General features: G+C 64.5%; 25 protein-coding genes and 4 tRNA genes. 5 read left to right on the top strand and 24 right to left on the bottom strand.

Annotated elements, in window-relative coordinates; all coding sequences use genetic code 11:
• Nucleotides 1–83: 83 nt before the first annotated feature.
• The 3 genes from rplJ to CH275_RS25655 all read right to left on the bottom strand — a co-directional run bounded on the left by rplJ (nucleotide 84) and on the right by CH275_RS25655 (nucleotide 2343).
• Nucleotides 84–665, bottom strand: a complete 582-nt coding sequence (gene rplJ / locus CH275_RS25665; RefSeq protein WP_032380459.1) for a 50S ribosomal protein L10 — start codon at nucleotides 663–665, stop codon at nucleotides 84–86.
• A gap of 329 nt (nucleotides 666–994) precedes the next feature.
• On the bottom strand, nucleotides 995–1420 hold the full coding sequence (locus CH275_RS25660; RefSeq protein ID WP_256991215.1) for a class F sortase: 426 nt from the start codon (nucleotides 1418–1420) through the stop codon (nucleotides 995–997).
• 173 nt (nucleotides 1421–1593) lie between these two features.
• Complete coding sequence (locus tag CH275_RS25655; RefSeq protein ID WP_094680938.1) at nucleotides 1594–2343, bottom strand: CHRD domain-containing protein; 750 nt, start codon at nucleotides 2341–2343, stop codon at nucleotides 1594–1596.
• A 144-nt stretch (nucleotides 2344–2487) separates the two neighbouring features.
• Between CH275_RS25655 and CH275_RS25650 the strand changes: the two genes are divergently transcribed.
• Both CH275_RS25650 and CH275_RS25645 read left to right on the top strand, forming a co-directional pair.
• Nucleotides 2488–3021, top strand: a complete 534-nt coding sequence (locus CH275_RS25650; RefSeq protein WP_256991214.1) for an RNA polymerase sigma factor — start codon at nucleotides 2488–2490, stop codon at nucleotides 3019–3021.
• Entirely contained in the window at nucleotides 3018–3749 is a 732-nt protein-coding gene (locus CH275_RS25645; protein WP_094680936.1) for a hypothetical protein, read from the top strand. Before CH275_RS25650 ends, CH275_RS25645 begins: the two co-directional genes overlap by 4 nt.
• Here CH275_RS25645 and CH275_RS25640 read toward each other — a convergent pair.
• The 5 genes from CH275_RS25640 to CH275_RS25620 are packed head-to-tail and all read right to left on the bottom strand — an operon-like array spanning nucleotide 3731 to nucleotide 9302.
• The gene (locus CH275_RS25640) at nucleotides 3731–5971 is read right to left on the bottom strand and encodes an MMPL family transporter (RefSeq protein WP_094680935.1); all 2241 of its coding nucleotides are present in this window, start codon (nucleotides 5969–5971) and stop codon (nucleotides 3731–3733) included. The two genes, CH275_RS25645 and CH275_RS25640, sit on opposite strands and share 19 nt — an antisense overlap.
• Nucleotides 5968–7128 (bottom strand): hypothetical protein, encoded by a 1161-nt coding sequence (locus tag CH275_RS25635; protein ID WP_094680934.1) that lies wholly within the window; start codon nucleotides 7126–7128, stop codon nucleotides 5968–5970. The genes CH275_RS25640 and CH275_RS25635 overlap by 4 nt, the downstream gene beginning before the upstream one ends.
• The gene (locus CH275_RS25630; protein WP_094680933.1) at nucleotides 7125–7865 is read right to left on the bottom strand and encodes a phosphatidylserine decarboxylase; all 741 of its coding nucleotides are present in this window, start codon (nucleotides 7863–7865) and stop codon (nucleotides 7125–7127) included. The genes CH275_RS25635 and CH275_RS25630 overlap by 4 nt, the downstream gene beginning before the upstream one ends.
• Nucleotides 7865–8062 (bottom strand): serine/threonine protein phosphatase, encoded by a 198-nt coding sequence (locus CH275_RS25625; protein ID WP_094680932.1) that lies wholly within the window; start codon nucleotides 8060–8062, stop codon nucleotides 7865–7867. Before CH275_RS25625 ends, CH275_RS25630 begins: the two co-directional genes overlap by 1 nt.
• Nucleotide 8063: 1 nt before the next feature.
• Nucleotides 8064–9302 (bottom strand): SDR family oxidoreductase, encoded by a 1239-nt coding sequence (locus tag CH275_RS25620; RefSeq protein ID WP_094680931.1) that lies wholly within the window; start codon nucleotides 9300–9302, stop codon nucleotides 8064–8066.
• A gap of 237 nt (nucleotides 9303–9539) precedes the next feature.
• On the opposite strand from CH275_RS25620, the gene CH275_RS25615 reads away from it, so the two are divergent.
• Nucleotides 9540–11486, top strand: a complete 1947-nt coding sequence (locus CH275_RS25615; protein ID WP_094680930.1) for a CocE/NonD family hydrolase — start codon at nucleotides 9540–9542, stop codon at nucleotides 11484–11486.
• Nucleotides 11487–11495: 9 nt separating this feature from the next.
• On the top strand, nucleotides 11496–12407 hold the full coding sequence (locus CH275_RS25610) for an alpha/beta fold hydrolase (RefSeq protein WP_094680929.1): 912 nt from the start codon (nucleotides 11496–11498) through the stop codon (nucleotides 12405–12407).
• A 67-nt stretch (nucleotides 12408–12474) separates the two neighbouring features.
• On the opposite strand, the gene rplA is transcribed toward CH275_RS25610, so the two are convergent.
• From rplA to CH275_RS25555, 11 genes are all read right to left on the bottom strand, one after another.
• The gene (rplA, locus tag CH275_RS25605) at nucleotides 12475–13194 is read right to left on the bottom strand and encodes a 50S ribosomal protein L1 (protein WP_027498276.1); all 720 of its coding nucleotides are present in this window, start codon (nucleotides 13192–13194) and stop codon (nucleotides 12475–12477) included.
• Nucleotides 13195–13283: 89 nt separating this feature from the next.
• Nucleotides 13284–13718: a 50S ribosomal protein L11 gene (gene rplK, locus CH275_RS25600; protein WP_008713829.1), complete on the bottom strand. Its 435-nt coding sequence runs from the start codon at nucleotides 13716–13718 to the stop codon at nucleotides 13284–13286.
• Nucleotides 13719–13782: 64 nt separating this feature from the next.
• Nucleotides 13783–14607 (bottom strand): transcription termination/antitermination protein NusG, encoded by an 825-nt coding sequence (nusG, locus tag CH275_RS25595; RefSeq protein WP_094680928.1) that lies wholly within the window; start codon nucleotides 14605–14607, stop codon nucleotides 13783–13785.
• Between the two features lie 65 nt (nucleotides 14608–14672).
• A complete protein-coding gene (gene secE, locus CH275_RS25590) occupies nucleotides 14673–15140 on the bottom strand; it encodes a preprotein translocase subunit SecE (protein ID WP_094680927.1) in 468 nt (155 codons plus the stop codon).
• Between the two features lie 30 nt (nucleotides 15141–15170).
• Nucleotides 15171–15243 (bottom strand) — tRNA-Trp (locus tag CH275_RS25585).
• A 187-nt stretch (nucleotides 15244–15430) separates the two neighbouring features.
• Nucleotides 15431–15856: a (3R)-hydroxyacyl-ACP dehydratase subunit HadB gene (gene hadB / locus CH275_RS25580; RefSeq protein WP_094680926.1), complete on the bottom strand. Its 426-nt coding sequence runs from the start codon at nucleotides 15854–15856 to the stop codon at nucleotides 15431–15433.
• Nucleotides 15843–16355, bottom strand: coding sequence for a (3R)-hydroxyacyl-ACP dehydratase subunit HadA (hadA, locus tag CH275_RS25575; protein ID WP_094680925.1), 513 nt, complete (start codon nucleotides 16353–16355; stop codon nucleotides 15843–15845). Before hadA ends, hadB begins: the two co-directional genes overlap by 14 nt.
• A 139-nt stretch (nucleotides 16356–16494) precedes the next feature.
• Entirely contained in the window at nucleotides 16495–16662 is a 168-nt protein-coding gene (gene rpmG / locus CH275_RS25570) for a 50S ribosomal protein L33 (protein WP_027498281.1), read from the bottom strand.
• An 81-nt stretch (nucleotides 16663–16743) separates the two neighbouring features.
• A tRNA-Met gene (locus CH275_RS25565) sits at nucleotides 16744–16816 on the bottom strand.
• Between the two features lie 62 nt (nucleotides 16817–16878).
• Nucleotides 16879–16951 (bottom strand) — tRNA-Thr (locus tag CH275_RS25560).
• 147 nt (nucleotides 16952–17098) lie between these two features.
• A tRNA-Tyr gene (locus CH275_RS25555) sits at nucleotides 17099–17181 on the bottom strand.
• 175 nt (nucleotides 17182–17356) lie between these two features.
• On the opposite strand from CH275_RS25555, the gene CH275_RS25550 reads away from it, so the two are divergent.
• On the top strand, nucleotides 17357–17857 hold the full coding sequence (locus CH275_RS25550) for a YajQ family cyclic di-GMP-binding protein (protein WP_094680924.1): 501 nt from the start codon (nucleotides 17357–17359) through the stop codon (nucleotides 17855–17857).
• A 72-nt stretch (nucleotides 17858–17929) separates the two neighbouring features.
• Here the strand turns inward: CH275_RS25550 and htpX are convergent, their stop codons facing one another.
• From htpX to phnE (CH275_RS25525), 5 genes are all read right to left on the bottom strand, one after another.
• Nucleotides 17930–18799: a zinc metalloprotease HtpX gene (gene htpX, locus CH275_RS25545; protein ID WP_094680923.1), complete on the bottom strand. Its 870-nt coding sequence runs from the start codon at nucleotides 18797–18799 to the stop codon at nucleotides 17930–17932.
• Between the two features lie 73 nt (nucleotides 18800–18872).
• A complete protein-coding gene (locus tag CH275_RS25540; RefSeq protein WP_094680922.1) occupies nucleotides 18873–19892 on the bottom strand; it encodes a polyprenyl synthetase family protein in 1020 nt (339 codons plus the stop codon).
• Between the two features lie 122 nt (nucleotides 19893–20014).
• On the bottom strand, nucleotides 20015–20866 hold the full coding sequence (locus CH275_RS25535) for a MurR/RpiR family transcriptional regulator (protein ID WP_179276344.1): 852 nt from the start codon (nucleotides 20864–20866) through the stop codon (nucleotides 20015–20017).
• A gap of 2 nt (nucleotides 20867–20868) precedes the next feature.
• Complete coding sequence (gene phnE, locus CH275_RS25530; protein WP_094680920.1) at nucleotides 20869–21744, bottom strand: phosphonate ABC transporter, permease protein PhnE; 876 nt, start codon at nucleotides 21742–21744, stop codon at nucleotides 20869–20871.
• Complete coding sequence (phnE, locus tag CH275_RS25525) at nucleotides 21741–22508, bottom strand: phosphonate ABC transporter, permease protein PhnE (RefSeq protein WP_256991229.1); 768 nt, start codon at nucleotides 22506–22508, stop codon at nucleotides 21741–21743. Before phnE (CH275_RS25525) ends, phnE (CH275_RS25530) begins: the two co-directional genes overlap by 4 nt.

Genomic DNA, 22508 nt, shown 5'->3' with positions numbered 1-22508 from the left:
GGTCCTTCCTGTAAGTACCTGGCCGCTGATCCGCGGCATGGTGTTGGTGGTGTGGAGCTGAGCTGTTCGCCAATACCAGCGGATCAGCTTTCGGCGGGAGCTTCCGCCGGTGCTTCTGCTTCTGCAGGTGCCTCGGCCGCGGCAGGTGCGCCGGCAGCCTTCTTCTCCTGCAACGCGAACGCCAAACGCGCGAACTGCGATGCGGGAGCGTTGAACAGGCCTGCAGCCTTCGACAAGTTGCCCTTCATGGCGCCGGCGAGCTTGGCCAACAGGATTTCGCGCGACTCGAGGTCTGCGATCTTGTTGATCTCGTCCACGGACAGCGTCGCGCCGTCCATGTAGCCGCCCTTGACGATCAAGGCCTTGTTGTCCTTCGCGAAGGCCTTGATGGCCTTCGCAGCGTCGACCGGCTCGCCCTTGATGAATGCAATGGCGGTCGGTCCGACGAACAAGTCGTCGAGTCCGGTGATACCGGCCTCGGCAGCTGCGCGCTTGACCAGGGTGTTCTTGGCGACGGAGTACGTGGCACCTTCGCCGAGCGCACGCCGGAGCTGAGTCAGACCGGACACCGACAGGCCACGGTATTCCGTGACGACGGCAGCCGTCGAACCCTTGAACTGTTCGGTGATCTCCGATACTGCTGAGACCTTTTCGGGCTTTGCCATACTTCGCCTCCTCTCGTGGGAAGTTGTGTCGATCGCGAGAGGGCCGGAAAACGACGAACGCCCCGGCGCAAGAAGCACACGGGGCGTGAACGAGCGGGCAACCGCGAGGGCCGCATACAAGTTCCCTACCTCGTTCTCCTGCGTGGGCCGTCCGAAGCGATCTCGGACCTTCAACCGCGCAACTCCCGGAAGTGAATCCTTCGAGAAGGCGGTGACCAACGGTCTTGGGTAGAACTTGATTGGGCGGTCTGGATTCGAGTGCGAGCACTTGTGATCCGAACCGTCGACCAGACTACAACACGCGGCGGACCAACTCCAAAACGTCTCGACTAGGGGCGGACCCCGAAGACGACCAGGTTGCGCTCGTAACTGCCGACGGCTGAGTCGAAATCACCCGAGCAGGTGATGAGTCGGATCTCGTCGGCAGTCACCGCGCCGAAGACGAGCGCCGTCGGGAACTCCACTTTGCCGTAGTCACGGACTCGGTCGACGAGGTACTCGGTGCTGCCGCCCGCCTCGTCCGCCACCGTCACGACATCGCCCGGTCGCAGTTCGGACAACCGATCGAACACCGCGGGCCCGGTCGTGGAATCGACGTGCCCGGCAACCACCGTCGGGCTGCCGATCGCGCCGGGTCGACCCCCTCCGGTGAACCACCCGACGTCGTCGTAATCGGTCGGCACCTGCATCTCCCCCGACTCGGTCAGACCCAGTCCGATCAACGGCTCGTCGAGATCGATCGCCTCAGCACTCATTCGCGCCGGGGCCGGTCGCACCGAGTCCACCACGGGCGCAGTCGGGGCAGCACTCGACGGCGGCTGTGAGGACACGGGCGCGGCCGGCGGTTGTGGCGGCGGCGGTGAGGAACAGCCCACCACCACCACCGCGGCCGCGGCCGCGGCCGCGGCCGCGATCAGGACCGAATATCTCAGCTCCGCACCTCGCGTCGAGCCGCGAACGTCACGCCCGCGACGACCATCGCACCCAGAGCCACCGCGCCGACGACGGGAACCACCGAGCTCGACGCCGAATCGGGCGCCAGCGCCGAGCCGCCACCTCCGGTTGCAACGGACCCGACCGGGATCTGGGTGAGCTGTCCGCGTACCGCTCCGGCCGAGAAGTCGACGGTATGGGTATCGGCAGCGAAGGCCGCGGGATCGGCTTCGATCTGATCGAGGGTGAATCCGGTTCCGCTGTCGGCGGTGGCACCGGCCGGAGTCAGTCCGGTGGTGAACGGTCCCTGCATGCACCCACTGCTGGTACGCGGGCCGTCGCCGATCGGCGTGGGGTTCGGGAACGCCAGACGCGGAGGACCGGCGGCACCCGCCGCCGCCTGGTGAATGTGCGTGGCGGTCTTGGCCGGGCTCATGTAATCGCCGGTGACGCCCTCGAGCGCAATGTCGTAGCAGACGATGTCGAGATCGGAATTGATGCGCAGTGTGAAGGTACCCATCGCGCCGGGCTGACCCGGCGTGGCGACGCCCTCGCCGTTGAGCACCTGGTCGGGTGTGGCCATTGCGGTGAACGCGCTGGTGAACGAATCCGGTTCGGCGACAGGGGTATCTGCCCCGGCGGGGGCGGCGGTGAACAGCATCAGAGCGGTTGCCGTGCCACCGACGACTGCTGCGGCGGTGCCGCGGACGGACATTGCCGGGCGGGTGATCGAGCGTGTGGTCATCTCGTGTGCCTTCCGTGGGAGTATCGGGCAGGCGAGCCCGTGCAAAGGTGTACGACCGTTGATGCCACGATGTTCAAAGCTCGGTAAAGAAATATCCCAGTCCCGGATATGAACGCCCGGGCGTCCGTCGACGTAGTCACTGTCATGAGCATCGGGAGCGTGATCGAACTGGACTTCGACGTCGCTGTCGCGTACGACGAGCACGCGTCGGCCATGCTCGGTTTCGCCGTCAATGCGCTACGCGACCGAACGCTCGCCGAGGATTGCGTCCAGGAGACGTTCCTTCGCGCGTGGCGAGCGCGATCCCGCTTCGAGCCAGGTCGAGGATCGCTGCGCACGTGGTTGTTCGCCATCGAACGCAACGTCATCGTCGACGTCCAACGGTCGCTGAGCAGAATGCCGATCTCTGCGTCGGAACGGATCGAGGACGTCGACCGGCAATCGGTTGCGGTCTCGAGGGACACCAGTCCGGACGTCGACGAGCGGCTGCGCATCATCGCCGCGCTGGCGCTGCTCTCTCCCGACCACCGACAGGTCGTCGTCGCCGTGCACCTGGCCGGAACGACCTACGCGGAGCTCTCCGAGTCGACGGGAGTGGCCGTGCGAACACTGCGCACCCGCGCCTTCTACGCATTGAGGGCGCTCCGAGACCATCTCGACGGACAGGAGGAAGCATGAACGCCCGAGACGATCGCCGAGCCGAGCTGATCGCCGCTGCCGTCGCCTACGACCTCGACGAGAACGAAGCCGCCGAACTGCGCGAGCTCGCCGCGTCCGATCCCACCGTCGACACCGACATCGCCGAACTACGCGCACTGACCGGGACTCTCGGTTCTCGCGGTCCGACCGGACCGTGGCTCGAATCTCCGACGTCGCCCGACCTGCGCGAGCGAGTTATGGGTACGACGGGCGACTCGGCGTGGCGGTCACCTCGTGAAAACAACGCGCCGCGATTCGGTGGGCGACGTAGGTCTGCCGCTCTGGTGGCGGCAGCCGCCACTGTGGGACTGGTGGTCGGCGGTGGCGTCGTACTCGGGATCGACGCCTTTCGGCAACCGGCGGACCCACCGGCCGCGATCACCGGCCCACCGGGCACGCTCGGTGCGTACGAGCAGGTCGCCTTCACCACGAGTGTGCCGAGCGTGGACATCGAGGGCGGCCTCGTTGCCCACACCTGGGGCACCGAGACCATCCTCGAGATGGACGGCATATCCGGTCGGGGCCCCTACGAGGTCGTTCTCGTCGACCGGTCGGGTACCGAACTCCCGTCCGGCACGTTTCTCGGTAGCGACATCACCATCGAGTGCCGCATGAACGCCGCCGTTCTTCGGGGCGACGTCACCGAGATCGAGATCCGCAGTTCCGACGGTTCCGTGCTGGCTTCGGCTCAGCTCCCGGCAGCCTGAATCCGACGCACCCCCGGCCACCAGTTTCGAGCGCCGAACAGCTTCATCATCGCGGGCACCATCATCATTCGCACCAGCACGGCATCGAACAGGACGGCGACGGCCAACGCGAAGCCGAACTGTTGCAGCTCCAGTACGTCGGCGGTGAGGAAGCTCGCGAACACCGCGATCATGATCGCTGCTGCCGCGGTGATCGGCCTGGCCGTGTGCTCGAGCCCGTCGACGATCGCCGTGTCGTTGGCCCTGTCGGTGTCGGTTCCCGCGTTTCGGACGAACACTTCCCGCATCCGGCCGATGAGGAACACCTCGTAGTCCATCGACAACCCGAAGACCACGGCGAACACCGTCACGGGCAGGTACACCTGGATGTACCCCGGGCTGTCGAAGCCGAGGATCGACGAACCCCATCCCCACTGGAACACGGCCACGGTCGCTCCGAGCGCGGCACCGGTGACCAGCAGGTTCATCGCTACAGCCTTCACCGGAATCACCACACTTCGGAACACGATGCCCAGATACACCAGAGAGAAGGCCAAGACGGCTGCGATGACCAAGAGGAATTTGCTCGAGATCTCCTGCGAGGCGTCGACCACCAGTGCCGTGGTGCCACCGACCGAGACACTCGTCCCGTCGCGCTCGGCCGCCACCAGAGCCTGCGATCTGATCGACGCGACCAGGTCGGAGGCGTCGGTCGAATCGATCGGCACCGACGGAACCACGATCAGCAGCGTCCGACCACCGTCCTGCTGGGCGAGTGCGTATTCGACGCGGCCATCGGCACGGACGTCGTCGGCGAACGACGCGACCGTCGACGTCTGACCCGAATCGAGTGGGCGGTCGTCCTCGCCGGTGAACACGATGGTGATGGGCGAGATGGTGCCGGGAGCGAACTTGTCGGTCAGTACCGCGTTGGCTTTGCCACTCGGTTCGGCGCTCAGCGCGTCGGCTCCGAGATCCACGCCGTACTGAATCGAGCCGATCGGTGCGAGGCAGGCGAACAGAACTGCCGCGGTGACGGCGGTGTAGCGCCACGGCCGTTCGATGACGTGCCGGGCCCATCGCGACCACCATGTGGGGACGGCCGCGGCCTGTTCCCCGACCGACGGTGGCTGAAAGCGCTGCGGGAGTGACAGTCCGGAGATTCTCGGACCCAGGACTGCGAGGATCGCCGGCAGCAGGGTCCACGCCACGATGACGACACACGCGACCGTCAGCGCAACGACGAACGAAATGCTTTGCACCGCAGGAACATCGACGATGGCCAACGCACCGAGAGCGATCAGCACCACCAATCCCGAGATGACGATCGTGTGCCCGGCCGTCCCCATGGCGGCACCGACGGCAGCGTCGGTGCGGGCACGGCCGTCGGGCTCGCCCGGAACGGCTCGGTCCATCTCCTCGCGGAATCGGCTGACGATGAACAGCGCGTAATCGATACCGAGACCGAGCCCGAACATCGACGCCACCGTCGTCACCAGCACATCGAACGTCATGACGTTGGACAGGAGCGCGAACACTCCGAAGGCGGCCAGCACTCCGATTCCCGTGGTGACGAGCGGAACGACACCGGCGACCACCGAACCCAGAGCCAGGATCAGCAACACGAACGCGATGGGCAGTCCGATGCTCTCGGCGCGCACGGCGTCGTCGGATTCGACCTTCGTCAGGTCCACGGTCATCGGGGAGTATCCGGTGACCGCCACCTCGACGCCGTCACGGGATGCGCCGCCGATCAGCTCCTGTATCCGTTCGGCCACGGCGATGCGATCACGCGGATCGCCGCCGACGCCGACGAACGCCAGCGCCGACGTCCCGTCCGCGGAGATCGTCGGGACGAATCCGGCGCTCTCGTAGGGATCGACGACACGCAGCACGTCCGGTGACTGCCGGAGCTCCCCGACGACCTCCCCTACCCGTTCACGAAAGGCGGGGTTCCGGCTGTCCACCGAATCGGAGGTGAACGTGACGACGAGCTGTTCGGACCCGAAGGACGCGAAATGCTGTTCGACGAGTCGGTCGGCGCGGCTGGATTCGGTTCCCGGAACGGAGAAGTTGGCTCCCACCAAGGAGTTCTGCAGCGCCGGATAGAGCACGGCCGACCCCACCGCCAGCAGCAGCCACACCGCCAGCACGGTCCATCTGCGACGCGCGACCGTCCGTCCCCACCGGTCGCCGATGCTGCGCCGGTGTCGGTGGGATGTCAGCACTGCCGCCCCGGTCATGTCCGCGGGAGCTCGCGGCTGAAGATTCGGTAGGTGCGGTGCGGTGATTTCTCCATCCGAGTGAGCACCGAACCTTTCATCCAGGGACTGTCGTCGAGTACCGGCGCGGCTTCGACTCTGGTGAATCCGAGATCGCGCATCCGCACCGACATCTCCATGATGAGCAACGAGGACACCGCCCGGTCGGGGCAATCGGGATCGACGAACAGCATGTCCACGCGGACACCGTCGATCACGTCGGTCCGACCCGGCCGCTTGACGTGCCACAGCGTCACCAGGTCGCGCAGCCACCTCGATTTCAGGTGCGCTGCCTTCGCGGCTGCCTGATTCACGTCCGGAATTCCCATCAGAAATCCGACCGGCTTGCCGTTCAACTCCGCCAACAGCGTGAGCCTGCGATCGAGTACGGGCAGCATCATCTTCAGCAGCTCGAACAGTTCGACGAACGACAGCGGAGAGTAGCCCCAGAAGTTCACGAACGTCTTGTTGTAGAGGTCCCGCACGATGCGTGCGTCGCGGCGCAACGTCCGATACTTCATCGACCGGAACGTGACCTCGGACCGCGCCTTGATCTTCTCGAAAATCTGCATGTGCCGGGCGTATTCGGGACGGTTGTAGATGACGCACGGATCGTCGAACAGATAGCTGTAGAAGTCCTTGATGCCCACCAGGCCCCACTTCTCGAAGTGGGCGGCGTAGTACAGCGGGTTGTGCGGCATCCCCACCAGTGGCAGGACGGGCACTTCGTCGACGACGATGCCCGCGCTGTAGAACATCGACGGCCCGAACGGCCCGGACATGGTCGCCAGCCCGCGCGCCGACAACCACGTTGCTGCCGCGTCGAGCAGGCCGGTTGCGATCTCGTGGTCGTCGACGGCCTCGTAGAACCCGAAGAATCCGATCGACTCGCCCGTGTACTCGGTGAAACTCTTGTCGTGAATGGCCACCACCCGTCCGACGGCGACGCCGTCCTCACGGGCGACGAAGGCACACGTATCGCGAGTCGCCGCGATGGCGGCGGGCGGCGAGATCAGGATGCGATCGAGATCCATCGACTCGTCCGGCAGTCGGTGCGGGTCACCTCGGTACACCAGATCGGCGACGGCCTCGAATTCTTTCCAGTCCTTACCGGACTCGACCTGTTCGACGGTGATCATCGTTCCTTCTCACGAGATATGTTGCTGGACACAGAAATCGGTGACCGAACCACGACGGTCTCCCCCGCGAACACGTACTGCCCCGGCCGGACGGCGATGCTCGCGACCAGTGCGTCGGGCACGAACACGTCGCACTGTGAACCGAATTTGATCATTCCGTACTGCTCGCCGCGCTCGACCGTGTCGCCCACCGCGATGTGCGCGACGATGCGGTTCACCCACAGGTCGGCTATCTGCGTTACCGTCACCACCGCGCCGCAGGCATGCTCGACCGAGATGGTGAGCCGCTCGTTGGTGAGCAGATAGTCGCACCCCTCGTCGTACGGAGTTCGGCGCGTCAACAGATTGGCCCCGACCCGGGCCATCGACTTGTTGAACGGGGCCGCGGACCGGTGCCTTCGCATCCCGACCGTGCCCGAGATGGGAATTCGATTGCGGTGCACCGAGTATTCCGACATGTAGATCCCGATGAGGTATCCACTGTCGGACGCGGAGACGCCGGCGATCTCGTCGAGGGCAATCGTTCGCCCCTTCTTGACGGCGAACGCGGTGGCACCTGCCTCCACCCGTTTCACGTACGTGACGAACCCGTCCGCGGGTGCCACTACCGCCCGCGGATCGGCGGGCGGTACGCGATGCGGATCGCGAAAGAAGAACCGCGTGCGCCAGTAGACGAACAGCGCGAACGGAACAGCCGTTGCGGAGCCGACGCCCACAGCCCATCGCGCGAGGGACATCAGGTGTGCCGGCGTTCGTCGATGCTTTCCGACCAGCCGACGAAGGCGTCGGCCGCTCGGTTTCGCAACGGTTCCGGCAGCAGCCCGATGGATCCACAGACGATGTAGAAACCCAGGGAGAGAACGGCATTGGTGACCTCGTGCCCGACGGACAGGTCTCGCAACCGTACCGACGTCGGCTCGAATCCGTCCGCCACGTCAGTTGGCGACGGCGGGAGTGAGCGTCTTGAGCTGAGCCTTTTCGAAGTAGAGCTCGAAGAGCCTGCGGTGATCGCACCAGGAGACGTCGTAGTCGACCGGCAGAATGGCCTCGGGCTTGTGCACCAGGCGCATGAGCTTGTCGATGTTGTCGGCCAGCATCGTCTCGGCGAACCGAGGTGAGATGCGCGCGCTGACGCGCTCCTTGAACTCCTCCCAGCTCACCAGATCGAGCCCGAGGAGGTCGGCGTAGAGATCGTGACCGTAGCCGGTGGGATTGCTCGGCAACAGCCTCGTCAGAGGATGGCTACGCAACGAGTTGCTCGCCATGACGTCGCACATCACGTCCACCGGAACGTAGTTCATTCCCGGGCCGTCCCAGATGGCACCGGCGGCGATCGCCAGTTCGATGATGCGCCAGAAGCTGTAGACCCTGCCCGGGTCACGCCCGAGTTCGGTGCTGCCGAGTATGTAGGGGGCCTCGCACAGGGTGACGGAGTAGGTGTCCGACATCGACAGCCATCCCAGCAACGTTGCGTTGACCCACTTCATCTGCGCGTACCCGGAGTACCACCACGAATCGGGACGACGGAAGTCCTCGGGCTTCTGATAGAGGTGAGCACCGATACTGCCCACGTACGTCAGGTGTTTGCGGGTGGACGTGACGCTGAATTCGAGGATGCGCAGGACGCTGACGAACCAGTCGTCGCGCAGCTCGGCGTAGCTTTCGGTGTAGTCGGTGGAACTGGCGCAGTTGAAGATCTGCCCCACTCCGGCTGCCAGGTCGTAGTAGGCGGCCTTGTCGAGGCCGAACCGGAACGTCGTTGGAGTGCCCTCGACGATGCGAATCTTGTCGGCGTCCACCGCGATCTCGTACTGATCGAGGGTGCGCTGCAAGCGCTCGAGAGCCGACTCCTCCTCGGTGGGACGAACCATCGCGTAAACGACGTCGACGGACGCATCGCGGGTCAGGCGTCCGATCAGGTGAGCCCCGAGAAACCCGTTGGCTCCGAACACCAGAGCGGTGTCGGTACGCGGGGGTGGCATCGCGGCCACGCGGCGACGGGTCTCTTCGTCGATGAACGGCCGCAGCGCCGTCGGATCGCCGTTGCTCAGCGCGACGACGTCCGCGTATTTCCCGCCGAAGCGAAGCCCCGGGCATTCGTTGGTGATCAGTGCGTCTGCGTGCGGCCAGATCGGACGCAACGATCCGTCTCCGAACAGTGCTTCTACGTGCATTCTCGCTCCCCTGCAACGATCGGTGTCCCATGTCACTTCGGACGGGCCGACGTTAGCAATCGCGCGGGTCTGCGACTCGGTGACCGAAAAAGTCTGGTAAGCCCCATAGCGGCGCTCAACTTTTGTTGAGAATGTTCCCAACACATCACAGGACGACGGCCGTTTCGTTGGAGCTGATGACGACCGATCGGCGTTCCTCAGGACAAACGGGGTCGTTCGAGGGTCTAATCGATCTTCATGACGGCAGTACACCCCCACCCCCTCCTGCAACCCGTGCGCGATCCCAGCGGCGGCGATGCAGCGGCGGCATGGGCAGCGCTCGTGCGCGAGCAACCGCGCTACCCGAGGGTGTCCGTCTCCGCGAACGTCCGAATTCCGATGAGCGACGGAACTGTGCTGCGCGCATATGTCTTCCGCCCCGCGGACGCGTCGGGACAGGCCGTGGAGGGGACGTTTCCCACAGTCCTCAACCTCACTCCCTACAACAAGCTGCTGATCAAGGGCATCGACACCGTTCTGGAGACACCTGTTCTCGGCCGTGCGATCAGAGCCTTCTCGGCCGCGTTCGACCTGACCGGAACCAGATTCGACGGCATCACCGAAATCACCCGTGTCGTGGCGGGCGGGGCGGCGGATCTGCTCTCGGTCAACCGCCACATGGTCCGCAGCGGGTACGTCCAGATGATCGTCGACGTCCGCGGCACCGGCAGCTCCAACGGTACGTGGGACGTGTTGGGGCCGCGCGAACAGCTCGACTCGATCGAAGTGATCGACTGGGCTCGACGCCAGTACTGGTGCAACGGCAGGGTGGGGATGGCCGGGATCTCCTACTCCGCGATCAACGCCCTGCAGGCTGCAGCCAAGCAACCCGCCGGACTCGACGCGATCTTCGCCGTCGAAGGCTCGGTGGACATCGTTCGGGAAATCTTCGCCACCGGTGGAGCCACCTCGGCGTTCATACCGCTGTGGCTCGCCGCCGTCAACGGACTCAAATGGGCACCTGCCATCGGCGGAATCGATGCGGTGGACTGGCTGCGCGATCGCGCGCGATCACCGGCCACGAACCTGTTCGATCTGGCCAAAGGCTTTGTCACAGGACGAGACCCGCGAATCTACGACGACCCGTACTATGACACCATCGATGCCGTCGTCGAGGACATCGCCGCACCGACATTTTTGTACGGTTGCTGGCACGACATCTTCGGCGGCTCTGCCCCCGACATCTACAACCGGCTGCCCCTCGACCGCGGATTCAAGCAACTGCTCGTCGGCGACGGCTACCACGGCAACCCCGGAATCGGATTCGGGGAACCCGGCTTTCCACCGCGACTCGACGTACTCGAACGAGCGTGGTTCGACAAATGGCTACGCGATGTGGACAACGGAATCGAGAACTACGGCCCCGTCACACTGCGTCGACAAGGCGGCAATTGGACTGCGCACGGGCGCTTTCCGGCTCCCCAGGCGCAGCCTCGAAGGCTGTACCTGTCGGCCGCGACATCGGGCACCGCCGGCCATGCCGTCGCCGACGGTGTTCTCACCTCCGAGCCTGCCGACTCCACCGCAGAGCTGACGGTGCGCCCCTCGCTGAGAGCCGTCGTATCTCGCGACACCACACAGGTTCTCGCCGGCGTGACGGCGGTGTTGGGCGGCGGATTCACCTACGACAACAGATTCGCCGAGGGTGCCGCGGTCACCTTCACCACCGGGCCCGCCGAGTCGGACACCGTTCTGTCCGGTCCCATGAATCTGCATCTGCGGGTCGTGTGCCACGCGCCGGAAGCACTGTGGGCCATCATGATCTGCGACGTCGACCCGGATGGAACCTCGACCGTGCTCAGCAACGGCGCCCTGCTCGCCTCGCGCCGCGCGGTGGACGACGAGCGCTCGCTGTTCGCCCCGAACGGCGACTACACCCAGCCGTACCATCCGCTCACCCGAGCCGCACTGCTCCCCGTGCCCGTCGGTGAGCCCATCGAGCTCGACATCGACATCCTCACCACCGAGGCCGTGATCGTGGCCGGACACCGACTTCGTGTCGACGTATTCGCCACCGACACACCACGATTCATCCCGATTCTGCCGGATCTGGTGCGCACGCGACTACGCAGACAGGACATCGTCCTCGACCCGCAGAGTCCGAGTTACCTGGTGGCTCCGATACTCGGCGAGCCGGGCTGGTAGAACGACATCATGAGAATGGAACAAGGCATCGCGCCGTCGAATTCCGTCGAGATCGCGTACGAGGACATGGGTTCGGTCGACGATCCGGCGGTCCTGCTCATCATGGGCCTGTCCGCGCAATTGACGTTGTGGCCCATGGACTTCTGCACCCGCCTCGTCGACGCGGGATACCGGGTGATCCGAATCGACAACCGTGACATCGGGCTGTCCACGAAGATGTCCGGGCAGAAGGTACGCGGATCCCAGATCCTGCGCCTGATCCGGCACGAGCTCGGCATGGCCTCGGACGTGCCGTACACGATCACAGACATGGCCGCCGATGCTGTCGGAGTACTCGACCACCTCGACATCGACGCGGCCCACGTCGTAGGGGCCTCGATGGGCGGCATGATCACCCAGGTCTTCGCCGGCAGCTATCCCGAACGGACCAAGTCGGTGGGCATACTCTTCTCCAGCACCAACGAGCCGTTCCTTCCCCCACCGGACCCGCGGGCACTACTGCCGCTGCTCGGTGGCGTCGGGAAGGACGCCACCAAGGACGAGATCATCGCGCACTCGGCGAAGACGCTGGCCACCATCGGCTCCCCCGGCTACCGCACTCCGCTCGAGGAGCAGCTCGAAATCGCTCAGGTGATGTACGAGCGAAACTACAACCCGTCCGGCGTCGTCCGACAGATGGCCGCGATCACCGGCACCGGCAGTCTGCGGCCCTACGCGAAGAAGATCACTGCACCGACCACCGTCATCCACGGCACCGCCGACAGACTGGTGCGGCCATCCGGCGGCAAGGCCATCGCCCGCGCAGTCCCCGGCGCCGAACTGACGCTGATCGACGGCATGGCCCACGACCTACCCGCCGCATTGCTCGACCGCATCAGCGGCATCATCCTGGCCAACTTCGCCCGCGCGAAGGCTGCCTAGGTCCTCGGTCGAACACGACGAAGGCCGGCCTCCCCAGGGAGACCGGCCTTCGTTCGTGGATACGAAATTACGCGTTCGCGTCGTCCTCGAGGAGGTTGCGCGTGCGGTTCGGATCGACCTGGACGCCGGGTCCGGTGGTGGTCGAGACGGTGACCTTCTTGACGTAACGACCCTTGGCCGACGACGGCTTCGCACGCAGGATCTCGTCCAGCGCTGCGCCGTAGTTCTCCACCAGCTTGGTCTCGTCGAACGAGGCCTTGCCGATGACGAAGTGCAGGTTGGCCTGCTTGTCGACGCGGAAGTTGATCTTGCCGCCCTTGATGTCGTTGACAGCCTTGGTCACGTCGTTGGTGACCGTGCCCGTCTTCGGGTTCGGCATCAGGCCACGCGGTCCGAGGACACGGGCGATGCGGCCGACCTTGGCCATCTGATCGGGGGTGGCGATCGCGGCGTCGAAGTCCAGGAATCCGCCCTGGATGCGCTCGATCAGATCTTCTGCGCCGACGACGTCGGCTCCTGCTGCCTCGGCCTCTGCAGCCTTCTCACCAGCGGCGAAAACAATAACCCGAGCGGTCTTGCCGGTGCCGTGGGGAAGGTTGACGGTGCCACGCACCATCTGGTCGGCCTTGCGGGGGTCGACGCCGAGTCGCACTGCGACCTCGACAGTGGGGTCGAACTTGCTCGACGCGGTCTCCTTGGCCAGCTTTGCGGCTTCGAGAGGCGAGTAGAGGTTGTCCTGGTCGATCTTGGCGGCCTGCTCGAGGTAGGCCTTGCTGCGCTTTGCCATGTCTTGCTGTCCTTCGTTCGAGTTCAGTGTGGTTGACGAGCCTGGCCGGCTCTCCCACGTGTATTGCTGTGTAGCTGAGGGCTGAAAAATCAGCCTTCGACCGTGATGCCCATCGAGCGAGCAGTACCGGCGATGATCTTCGCGGCCTGATCGATGTCGTTGGCGTTGAGGTCTTCCTGCTTGGTCTTGGCGATCTCGCGCACCTGATCCATGGTCACCTTGGCGACCTTGGTCTTGTGCGGCTCGCCGGAGCCCTTTGCCACGCCTGCAGCCTTGAGCAGCAGCTTGGCAGCGGGAGGAGTCTTGAGCTTGAAGTCGAACGTGCGGTCTTCGTAGACCGAGATCTCGACCGGCACGACGTTGCCGCGCTGCGACTCGGTCGCGGCGTTGTACGCCTTGCAGAACTCCATGATGTTGACGCCGTGCTGGCCCAATGCGGGGCCGACGGGCGGTGCCGGGTTTGCGGCACCGGCCTGGATCTGAAGCTTGATGATCCCGGCTAGCTTCTTCTTCTTCGGGGGCATTTCTTTTTCCTTGTATTCGCTCGGGTTTCTTGCGGTTGCTACTGCAAGTCTGTGCGCGCGGCTTCTAGATCTTGGAGACCTGCGTGAAGCCGAGCTCGACCGGGGTTTCGCGGCCGAAGATCGATACCAGCACCTTGAGCTTCTGCTGCTCGGCGTTGACCTCGCTGATGCTGGCGGGGAGGGTCGCGAACGGGCCGTCCATGACGGTGACCGACTCGCCGACCTCGAAGTCGACCTCGATGGTCGGCTTCGACGTGGTGTCGCCACCTTGGTCGGCTGCGCCTGCGGCTGCCTTGGCGTCCTTCTTGGTGCCTTCCTGCGGCATCAGGAACTTGACGACCTCGTTGATGGTCAACGGTGACGGACGCGAGGTCGCGCCGACGAATCCGGTGACGCCGGGAGTGTTGCGCACCGCACCCCAGGACTCATCGTTGAGTTCCATGCGAACCAGGATGTAGCCGGGCAGAACCTTGCGGTTGACCTGCTTGCGCTGACCGTTCTTGATCTCGGTGACCTCTTCGGTGGGAACTTCCACCTGGAAGATGTAGTCACCGACGTCGAGGTTCTGCACACGGGTCTCGAGGTTGGCCTTGACCTTGTTCTCGTAACCGGCGTACGAGTGGATGACATACCAGTCGCCGGGAGCACGGCGCAGGGCCGCCTTCATCTCGGCAACGGGGTCCTCGGGCTCGGCAGTGACGTCGGCATCGGCCGCGTCGGCACCGTCGACGGCAACTTCCTCGCCGGTCGCTGCTGCGACGTCGGCCTTGATGGCTTCGTCGGTCTCGCGGTCCTGAGCGGCCTGCTCCGCTTCGAGGCCCTGCTTGGTCGCCTCGACATCGGCGTCGAATGCGGCCACTTCGGTGGCGTCGTTGTGCGGCGTGCTCACGTCAGCACCCTTTCTCTAGTTTCCTGCTCGGTTCGATCGTCGAAAAGTCACGGCAGCCGTATCGGTCAGCCGAACAGCCAGCCGACGCCCCTGAGGAACAGCACGTCGAGGCCGCTGATGTACGCAACCATGAACGCCAGGAAGACGAGCACGACGGTGGTGTAGGTGACCATCTGTTTCTTGTTCGGCCAGATGACCTTGCGGAGCTCGGCGACGACCTCGCGGAAGAACTGCAGCAGACGCAGAAAGACATTCGGTCGCTTGTCGGCCTTGACCTTGCCCGAACGTGTCTTGCTTGGCTTGGTCTTGGCCGATGCTGCTGGAGCCTTCGACACGGACACCCCTGCAGCGCCGCTGCGGGACCTGCCGGACGATCGCTTGCCGGTGGGGACGACTGCGCCCTCCGAAGAATCACCGGCGGACGTATCAGCATCGGAGAGACGGCCCTCGGAGCCAGGTGCGACGTCGTCTGAAGCCGAAGAGTTCTCGAACTCCTCCGATCGACCGTCGCGCTTACCGCGCTCCTCGCTCACGTCGTTCCTCTCAGTTGCTGACACCTTGGGCAGGGGCGACAGGACTTGAACCTGCAACCTACGGTTTTGGAGACCGTTGCTCTACCAATTGAGCTACGCCCCTTCGGCCGAAACTTCTCGGCCGCTCTGGTGTCCATCCGACTCACACACGGCCCACGGACCCTCCGGAAGAGGACGCGGGCAGCGCAGAGCGCCGGATTACCCCAGAAATCTCAGTGTACTGCACACCCTTCGGAACAGATAAATCCCGTCGTCCCGGCGGTGAACGATCTCCACCGGGTCGACCATGCTCAGGCCAAGCGGACCGTGGCGGTCGCTCGCCCGAAAATCTTCTTGCCTGCGGACTTCGCGACGATGGCGACCGTCGCGGTTCGCTCATCGGCGTCCACCGACTTGATCTTGCCGGTGAACTCCACCGACGCCGGGGAGTCGGCCGGGACGTACACCGCACTGGTGAAGCGCACGTTGTACTCGGTGACCGCACCCGGGTCGCCGAGCCACGACGTGACGAAGCCTGCACCGAGGCCCATCGTGAGCATTCCGTGCGCGATGACGTCGTCCAATCCGGCCAGCTCGACGACTTCGTCGCTCCAGTGGATCGGATTGGGATCGCCGGACACGCCCGCATAGTTCACCAGGTCGCCGCGGGTCAGGGACACCACTCGCGCAGGCAGCTCCTCGCCGACCGATACGTCGTCGAAGTTACGAAGCGCCATGCCTGATCACTTCCTTCACCGCATGGGCGATGTTCTCGTCGATCTCCCCGCCGGTACGCGCCACGATGGTCGTCCAGGTGGTCTGAACGAGATCGCCGTTCTGATCGGTGATGATGTTCTTGGTGGTCATGATGTCGCTGCCGCTCATCTGCCGGAACGACTCGAGATACACGTCGCAGAAAATTCGATCGCCCACCTGGATCGGGCGATGGAATTCCAGCTTCTGATCGGTCTGCAGAATCTGACTCGGGTCGTATCCCGTGATGAACTCTTGCAACATCCGGGTCTGCGACATGATGCCGAGCAGGGAAATGAAGGTCAAGGGCGCGAGGAGACCGTCGTAACCGAGGCCCTTCGCTGCGTCCTCGTCGTGATGCGCGGGATGAAAATCTTGGACGGCACGCGCATATTCACGAACCTTCTCACGGCCGACCTCGTAGAAGTCGTCGACGCGAAAATGAGAACCGACCATGGATGCCGCGTGTGCGGATGCATCCATGGCCGGGACGTCGTGTGGAGCTTGTGACACGGTGGAGACCTTTTCTACCCTGGACGCAAGAGCCGTTAGGGGAAGAAAATGTGACCTAACGCCGGGCGCCGATTAGAGATCGGAACTGCGAACCAGCGAGCCGTGCGGATCAGCGAGACTCGCGGTGAGCCCGGTGCGTGCCGCAGTTGGAGCAGAACTTCTTCAGCTCGATGCGGTCGGGATCGTTCCGACGGTTCTTCTTGGTGATGTAGTTGCGGTGCTTGCAAACCTCGCAGGCCAAGGTGATCTTGGGCCGCACATCGGTGGAGGAGGCCACTGGACGCCTACTTTCGGGTAAATCTGATCTGGGTCAATCAGGACTGTTCGTGGGTGCTGCATGTCGTGCTTGCCTACTGTGTAGCGGTGACCGGACTTGAACCGGCGACGCAACGATTATGAGTCGTTTGCTCTACCAACTGAGCTACACCGCCTCAGGTGCTCATCGTCCACCATCCCACGTGGGGAACGAGACGTCGAGCCATCCAATCCAGCGAGCCCCCTAACGGAATCGAACCGTTGACCTTTTCCTTACCATGGAAACGCTCTACCGACTGAGCTAAGGGGGCGAGCAACTACGCATGTTGCCGTGCGCTGAAGCCTTCAAGAGGTTACACATTCGGAGCGCCGACTACCAAATTGCGTGGTCAGCGACCCATCCATGTCCTCTTCACATGGAAACCCCAGCGAGAGAACACTCGCCGGGGTTCCAGGTGTGGCAGATGTAGGATTCGAACCTACGTAGGCATAAGCCGACGGATTTACAGTCCGCTCCCATTGGCCGCTCGGGCAATCTGCCGTGCTGCGATCGAAGCTCGTACTGCTCTTCGGCGCGGTGAGAAGAATACAACGAACGTCCCCCCGGAACGCAAACCGGGTGGATACGGTCGGTAGCGGGCCGATAAAGTCCCTGCAGGATGTGGACCGACACCATCGCCACATCAAATTTTCGATTCGACTGGAGAGTGTGAGAAGTGGCTGATTCGTCCTTCGACGTAGTGAGCAAAGTCGACCGGCAGGAAGTGGACAACGCTCTGGGACAAGCCGCCAAGGAGTTGGCGACCCGCTTCGACTTCCGCGGCTCCGACACCAGTATCGAATGGTCCGGCAGCGGCGAGGCCGAAACCATCGTCATCACCTCCGAGTCCGAGGAAAAGGTCAAGGCTGCCCTCGACGTGTTCAAGGAGAAGCTGATTCGACGCGACGTCTCGCTCAAGGCTTTCGAGACCAACGACCCGGCCGCGTCCGGCAAGGTCTACAAAGTCACCGGCAAGCTCGTGCAAGGCATCACCACCGAGAACGCGAAGAAGATCTCCAAGAAGATCCGCGACGACGGCCCCAAGGGCGTCAAGGCTCAGATCCAGGGTGACGAGCTGCGTGTGAGCAGCAAGAAGCGCGACGACCTCCAGGCCATCCAGCAGTTGCTCAAGAACGAGGACTTCGGCATCGCACTGCAGTTCGTCAACTACCGATAGAGCGGCTGCGCCGCATGTGAACGGAACCTCGTAGCCCGCTACGAGTTTCCGCTCACATGCCGCAGGCTCCCGTCAGTACGGCCGATGGCCGGCCATCCGCTCGAGTCGCTCGATACGGTCGGCCATCGGCGGGTGGGTGGCGAAGAGCGCACCCGCCTTGTCGCCGATCCGGAACGGATTGGCGATCATCAGATGCGACTCGGCAGCCAACCGCGGCTCGGGCGGCAGCGGCGCCAACTGCACTCCCTGCTCGAGCTTGCGCAGCGCCGACGCAAGAGCCAGCGGATCGCCGGTCAGTTCGGCACCGGACTGGTCGGCTTGGTACTCACGCGAGCGAGAGACCGCGAGGCGAACCAGCGTGGCGGCAATGGGTCCCAGCATCGACACCAGCAGCAGCGCGATCGGGTTCGGTCCCCCGTTGCCGCGTCCGCCGAAGATGTTGGCGAAGAAGGCCAGGTTGGCCAGGCCGGAGATAACGGCGGCCATCGCTCCTGCCACCGACGAGATCAGAATGTCCCGGTTGTAGACGTGCGAGAGTTCGTGGCCGAGCACCGCCCGCAGTTCGCGCTCGTCGAGGATGCGCAGAATGCCCTCGGTGCAGCACACCGCAGCGTTGCGTGGGTTGCGTCCGGTTGCGAACGCATTGGGGTTGTCGGTCGGACTCACGTACAGCGCAGGCATCGGCTGATGAGCGGCCGTTGCCAACTCGCGGACGATCCGATACATCGCCGGCTGCTCGAGCTCGGTCACCGGCACCGCGTGCATCGACCGCAACGCCATCTTCGCGCTGTTGAAGTACGCGTAGCCGTTGACGCCGACGGCCAGGACGATCGAGCCGATCAGAATCGTCGCATTGCCGAACAGTGAGCCGATGAAGACGATGAGCGCCGACATCCCGACCAGCAGGCCGAAAGTTTTGACGCCATTCGCGTAGCCGTTCATGTCTGAAGGTGCCTCCTCGTACCGGGTACTACCCGATTCAACGAAAACACCCCGAGCTGCAGTTCCCCGGTCGTCAGCCCACGCGTTCGACGGTGTAATCCACCAATCGGCCGAGAGCGTCATTGGCCGGGCCCTGCGGCAGCAACGCGAGTTCTGCATGAGCCCGAGCGGCATACTCGCCGAGTGTCTTCTTCGCCGAGACCATTCCGGGCGAACGCTGCAACAGTTCGAGAGCCTCCGTCACCAGCGCGTCCTCGGTCACCGGCCCGGCCAGGATCTCGCGCAGCCGGTCGCCGTCGGCACCCTCTTCGCGCAGTGCGAAGAGCACCGGCAACGTGTGTACACCCTCGCGAAGGTCGGTCCCGGGAGTCTTGCCGGACTGCTCGGTGGCCGAGGAGATGTCGATGATGTCGTCGGAGATCTGGAAGGCAGTACCGACGGCGTCGCCGAGGCGCTCGAGGCGTCCCACGTGCTCGGCGTCGCCGCCGCTGAACGTTCCGCCGAAGCGTCCGCACGACGCGATCAGCGAGCCGGTCTTCTCCCACACGACTTTCAAGTAGTGCGCGACGGGATCCTCCGAACCCTTCGCTCCGATCGTCTCACGCATCTGGCCGGTGACCAGCTCGGCGAAGGTCTCGGCGATGATCCGCACGGCGTCGGGACCGAGCGTGGACACCAGCCGCGACGCGTGCGCGAACAGATAGTCGCCTGCGAGGATCGCCACACTGTTGCCCCAGCGTGAGTTCGCGCTCTCCGCACCTCGGCGCATCGACGCCTCGTCCATGACGTCGTCGTGGTAGAGCGTCGCCAGGTGTACCAGCTCGACGACCGTGGCGGCAGTGACGATCGCCGGGTCGGTCGGTGACGGTCCCAGCTGGCCGGTGAGCACAGTGAACAGGGGCCGGAATCGCTTTCCGCCGGCCTTGGCCAGGTGCAGCGCGGCCTCGGTCAGGAACTCTTCTCCGTCGGAGAGTTCACTGATCATCAATTCCTCGACGCGTGCGAGGCCGTCGGCGACGGATCGCGCGAGCTCCGGGTCACCCAGGTCGACTCCGGCAACGACCGTTGCTACGGCAGCGTCGTCTGTACTCACGATGTTGGTCCCTGTCCTGTCGTCGACATGCCGGCGGCAGCGGAGCGCCGCTGCTCGCCTTCTACCGTAGTGAACCTAGCGTGCACACCGGTGCGACGGTGTCACCGACCACAGGTGACGCTTCACTCACCGAGGTTGCCGGAAATGACTTCGAGCGTCGCGGCCATCGCTGCGGACGCCTCGTCGCCCAACGCGTCGGTCAGCGCGGCCATCAGCCCCTCGAGCAGGATCACGTGCGGAATCCGGCTGGTGACAGCAAGTTCGCGCTGAAAACTCAGATCTCGCATGCCCACGACCAGGGCAATGTCCGACGCGGCCGCGAGAGTCGAGCGAGCGAACGACGTCACCGACACAACGGTGGCCCCTCGCTCCCGAGCAGCCTGCGCGGCCTTGGTCGATGCACTCGTCGCGCCCGACCCGCTGATGATCAGGGCGACGTCGCGGTCGGTGAGAAGCCGGACGGCAACCTGTTGGGCGATGGAGTCGGTGGGAGCGTACGAGCGCAGACCCAGCGAGCGCATCCGGGCGTCGGTATCGGCGGCCAGCGCGGCCGAGAGTCCGTTACCGATCACCACGATGGACTCGGCACCGGCGAGGGTGGACACGGCACGCGTGACGTCCTCGGTGGTCAACAGTGCCGTCATCGCCGCGATCGAGTCACCGACGTGGGCGAACGTCTCCGTCACGATCGCGAACGGACCGTCGGCCGAGCGCTCCTGGGTGGGTAGGGCTCGCGCCGCGTCACGCGCGAGCAGCACCCTCAACTGTTGATAGCCGCCGAAGCCGAGACTCTGGCAGGTACGTACCACCGAGGCCCGCGACGCGCCTGCCGCGTCTGCGACCTGCTGCGAGGACATCTCGACGATGTCGGCGGGACGTTCGAGAAAGACCTCGGCGACGGCCCGTTCGGCCGGGAGCAACGACGGAATGATCGACCTGATGTGCGGCACGACTCCACCGGGCGCAAGATCCATGCTCATATCTTGCGCGATCCGCGCCAGCCCCGTTTGGTCGCTCCGCGGGCTCCGCTCCTGCCCCACTGCCCGTCGATGATGCGGCGACGCACCCGCCCGGAGATCTGATCGATGATCACGGTGATGACCACGACGACGATCAGCAGCATGCCCACCGCACCCCACTGTCGGTACTGCACGTTGTCGACCAACATGCTGCCGATGCCGCCTGCGCCGATCAAGCCGAGGATGGCCGACGCGCGGACGTTGATCTCGAAGCGATAGAGCCAGAAAGCGAACACTTCGGGGGCGACGTCGGTCCACAGTCCCCAGCGCACGATCTGAGCCGTCGAGCCACCTGCCGCCCTGGCTGCTTCGATCGGCCCCTTCTCCGCTCCTTCGATGGCCTCGTATCCCCACTTGCCGAGGGTGCCGACCGAGCCGACGGCGATGGCGAGCGCTCCGGTGAACGCCGTGAGTCCGGTGACCGAGAGGATGAGGATTGCGATCACCACCTCGGGCACGGCTCTGATGACGGCGAACACCACGCGCAGCGGCCACCGCAGCCAGAGCGGCCCGATGTTCGCGGCCGCGAGGAAGCTCAGAGGAAACGACACGACGATGCCGAGCACCGTTCCGAACCACGCCATCTGGACCGATTCGATGGTGGCCGAGACGGCCTTGCCGAGCGCGGAGACGTCCGGTGGCACGAACATCAGGCCGGCGTAGCGCACCAGATTCTGCGGGAGATCCAGCAACCTGTCCCAGCGAATTTCGATGCCGTACAACGAGAGTGCGAACACGGCGAAGATGCCGACCCACACCGCGGTGTGTAGGGGGTTGCGCGGTTTCCGCGGCCGAGCCGGGGTGACGCGGGTGGTGCGGTCGATGACGCTCATCCGACCAACTTTCGACGGGCCCAGGACGAGATCAGTTCCAGCGCCAGGACGATGACGAGAATCTCGAGAATGATGAGGCTGAGTTGGTGATACTTGTAGAAGGTGCGGACGTTGTCGATGAGCATGCCGAGGCCACCTGCGCCGACGAGTCCGATGACCGCCGAGGCTCGGACGTTCAGCTCCAACGTGTAGAGGCTCTGCGAGACGAAGGCCGGAAAGATCTGCGGCGCCACGGCACTGCGATCGGCCGCGATCCAGGAGCCACCGGCGGCGAGGGCGGCTTCCTGAGGACCACGATCGACCGAGTCGAGCGCCTCAGAGACGAGCTTGACGATGATGCCGACGTTGAACACGATCAGCGCGAGAATTCCCGACAGCGCACCGGTGCCGACCACCGCGACCAACACCGCCGCGTACAGCAGATCGGGCACTGCGCGAACGACGTTCATGATCCCGCGCACCACCGTCAGCAGCGGCCGGCTCGGGTTGGTGACGCGTGAGGCGGCAAAACTGAGAGGAAAGGAGATCGCGGCACCGATGGCAGTCGCGATGACGGCCATCTGCAAGGTCTCGAGGATGGCGTCGACGGTCTCGGGAAAGAACCAGTAGTCCGGCTGCACCAGTTGAATCAGCTTGCCGGTGGCGTTGCTCCAGTTGTCGATGATGTCGCCGAGGTCGGCACCGACACCGATGCCCGCCCAGACGGTGATCAGCCCGATGACGGCAAGTGTCACAACGGTTTTCCATGTCGAACGCGGTTTCAC

The organism is Rhodococcus sp. 06-235-1A (assembly GCF_002258785.1).
GTDB lineage: Bacteria > Actinomycetota > Actinomycetes > Mycobacteriales > Mycobacteriaceae > Rhodococcoides.
This window is presented reverse-complemented; position numbering and strand designations above follow the sequence as displayed.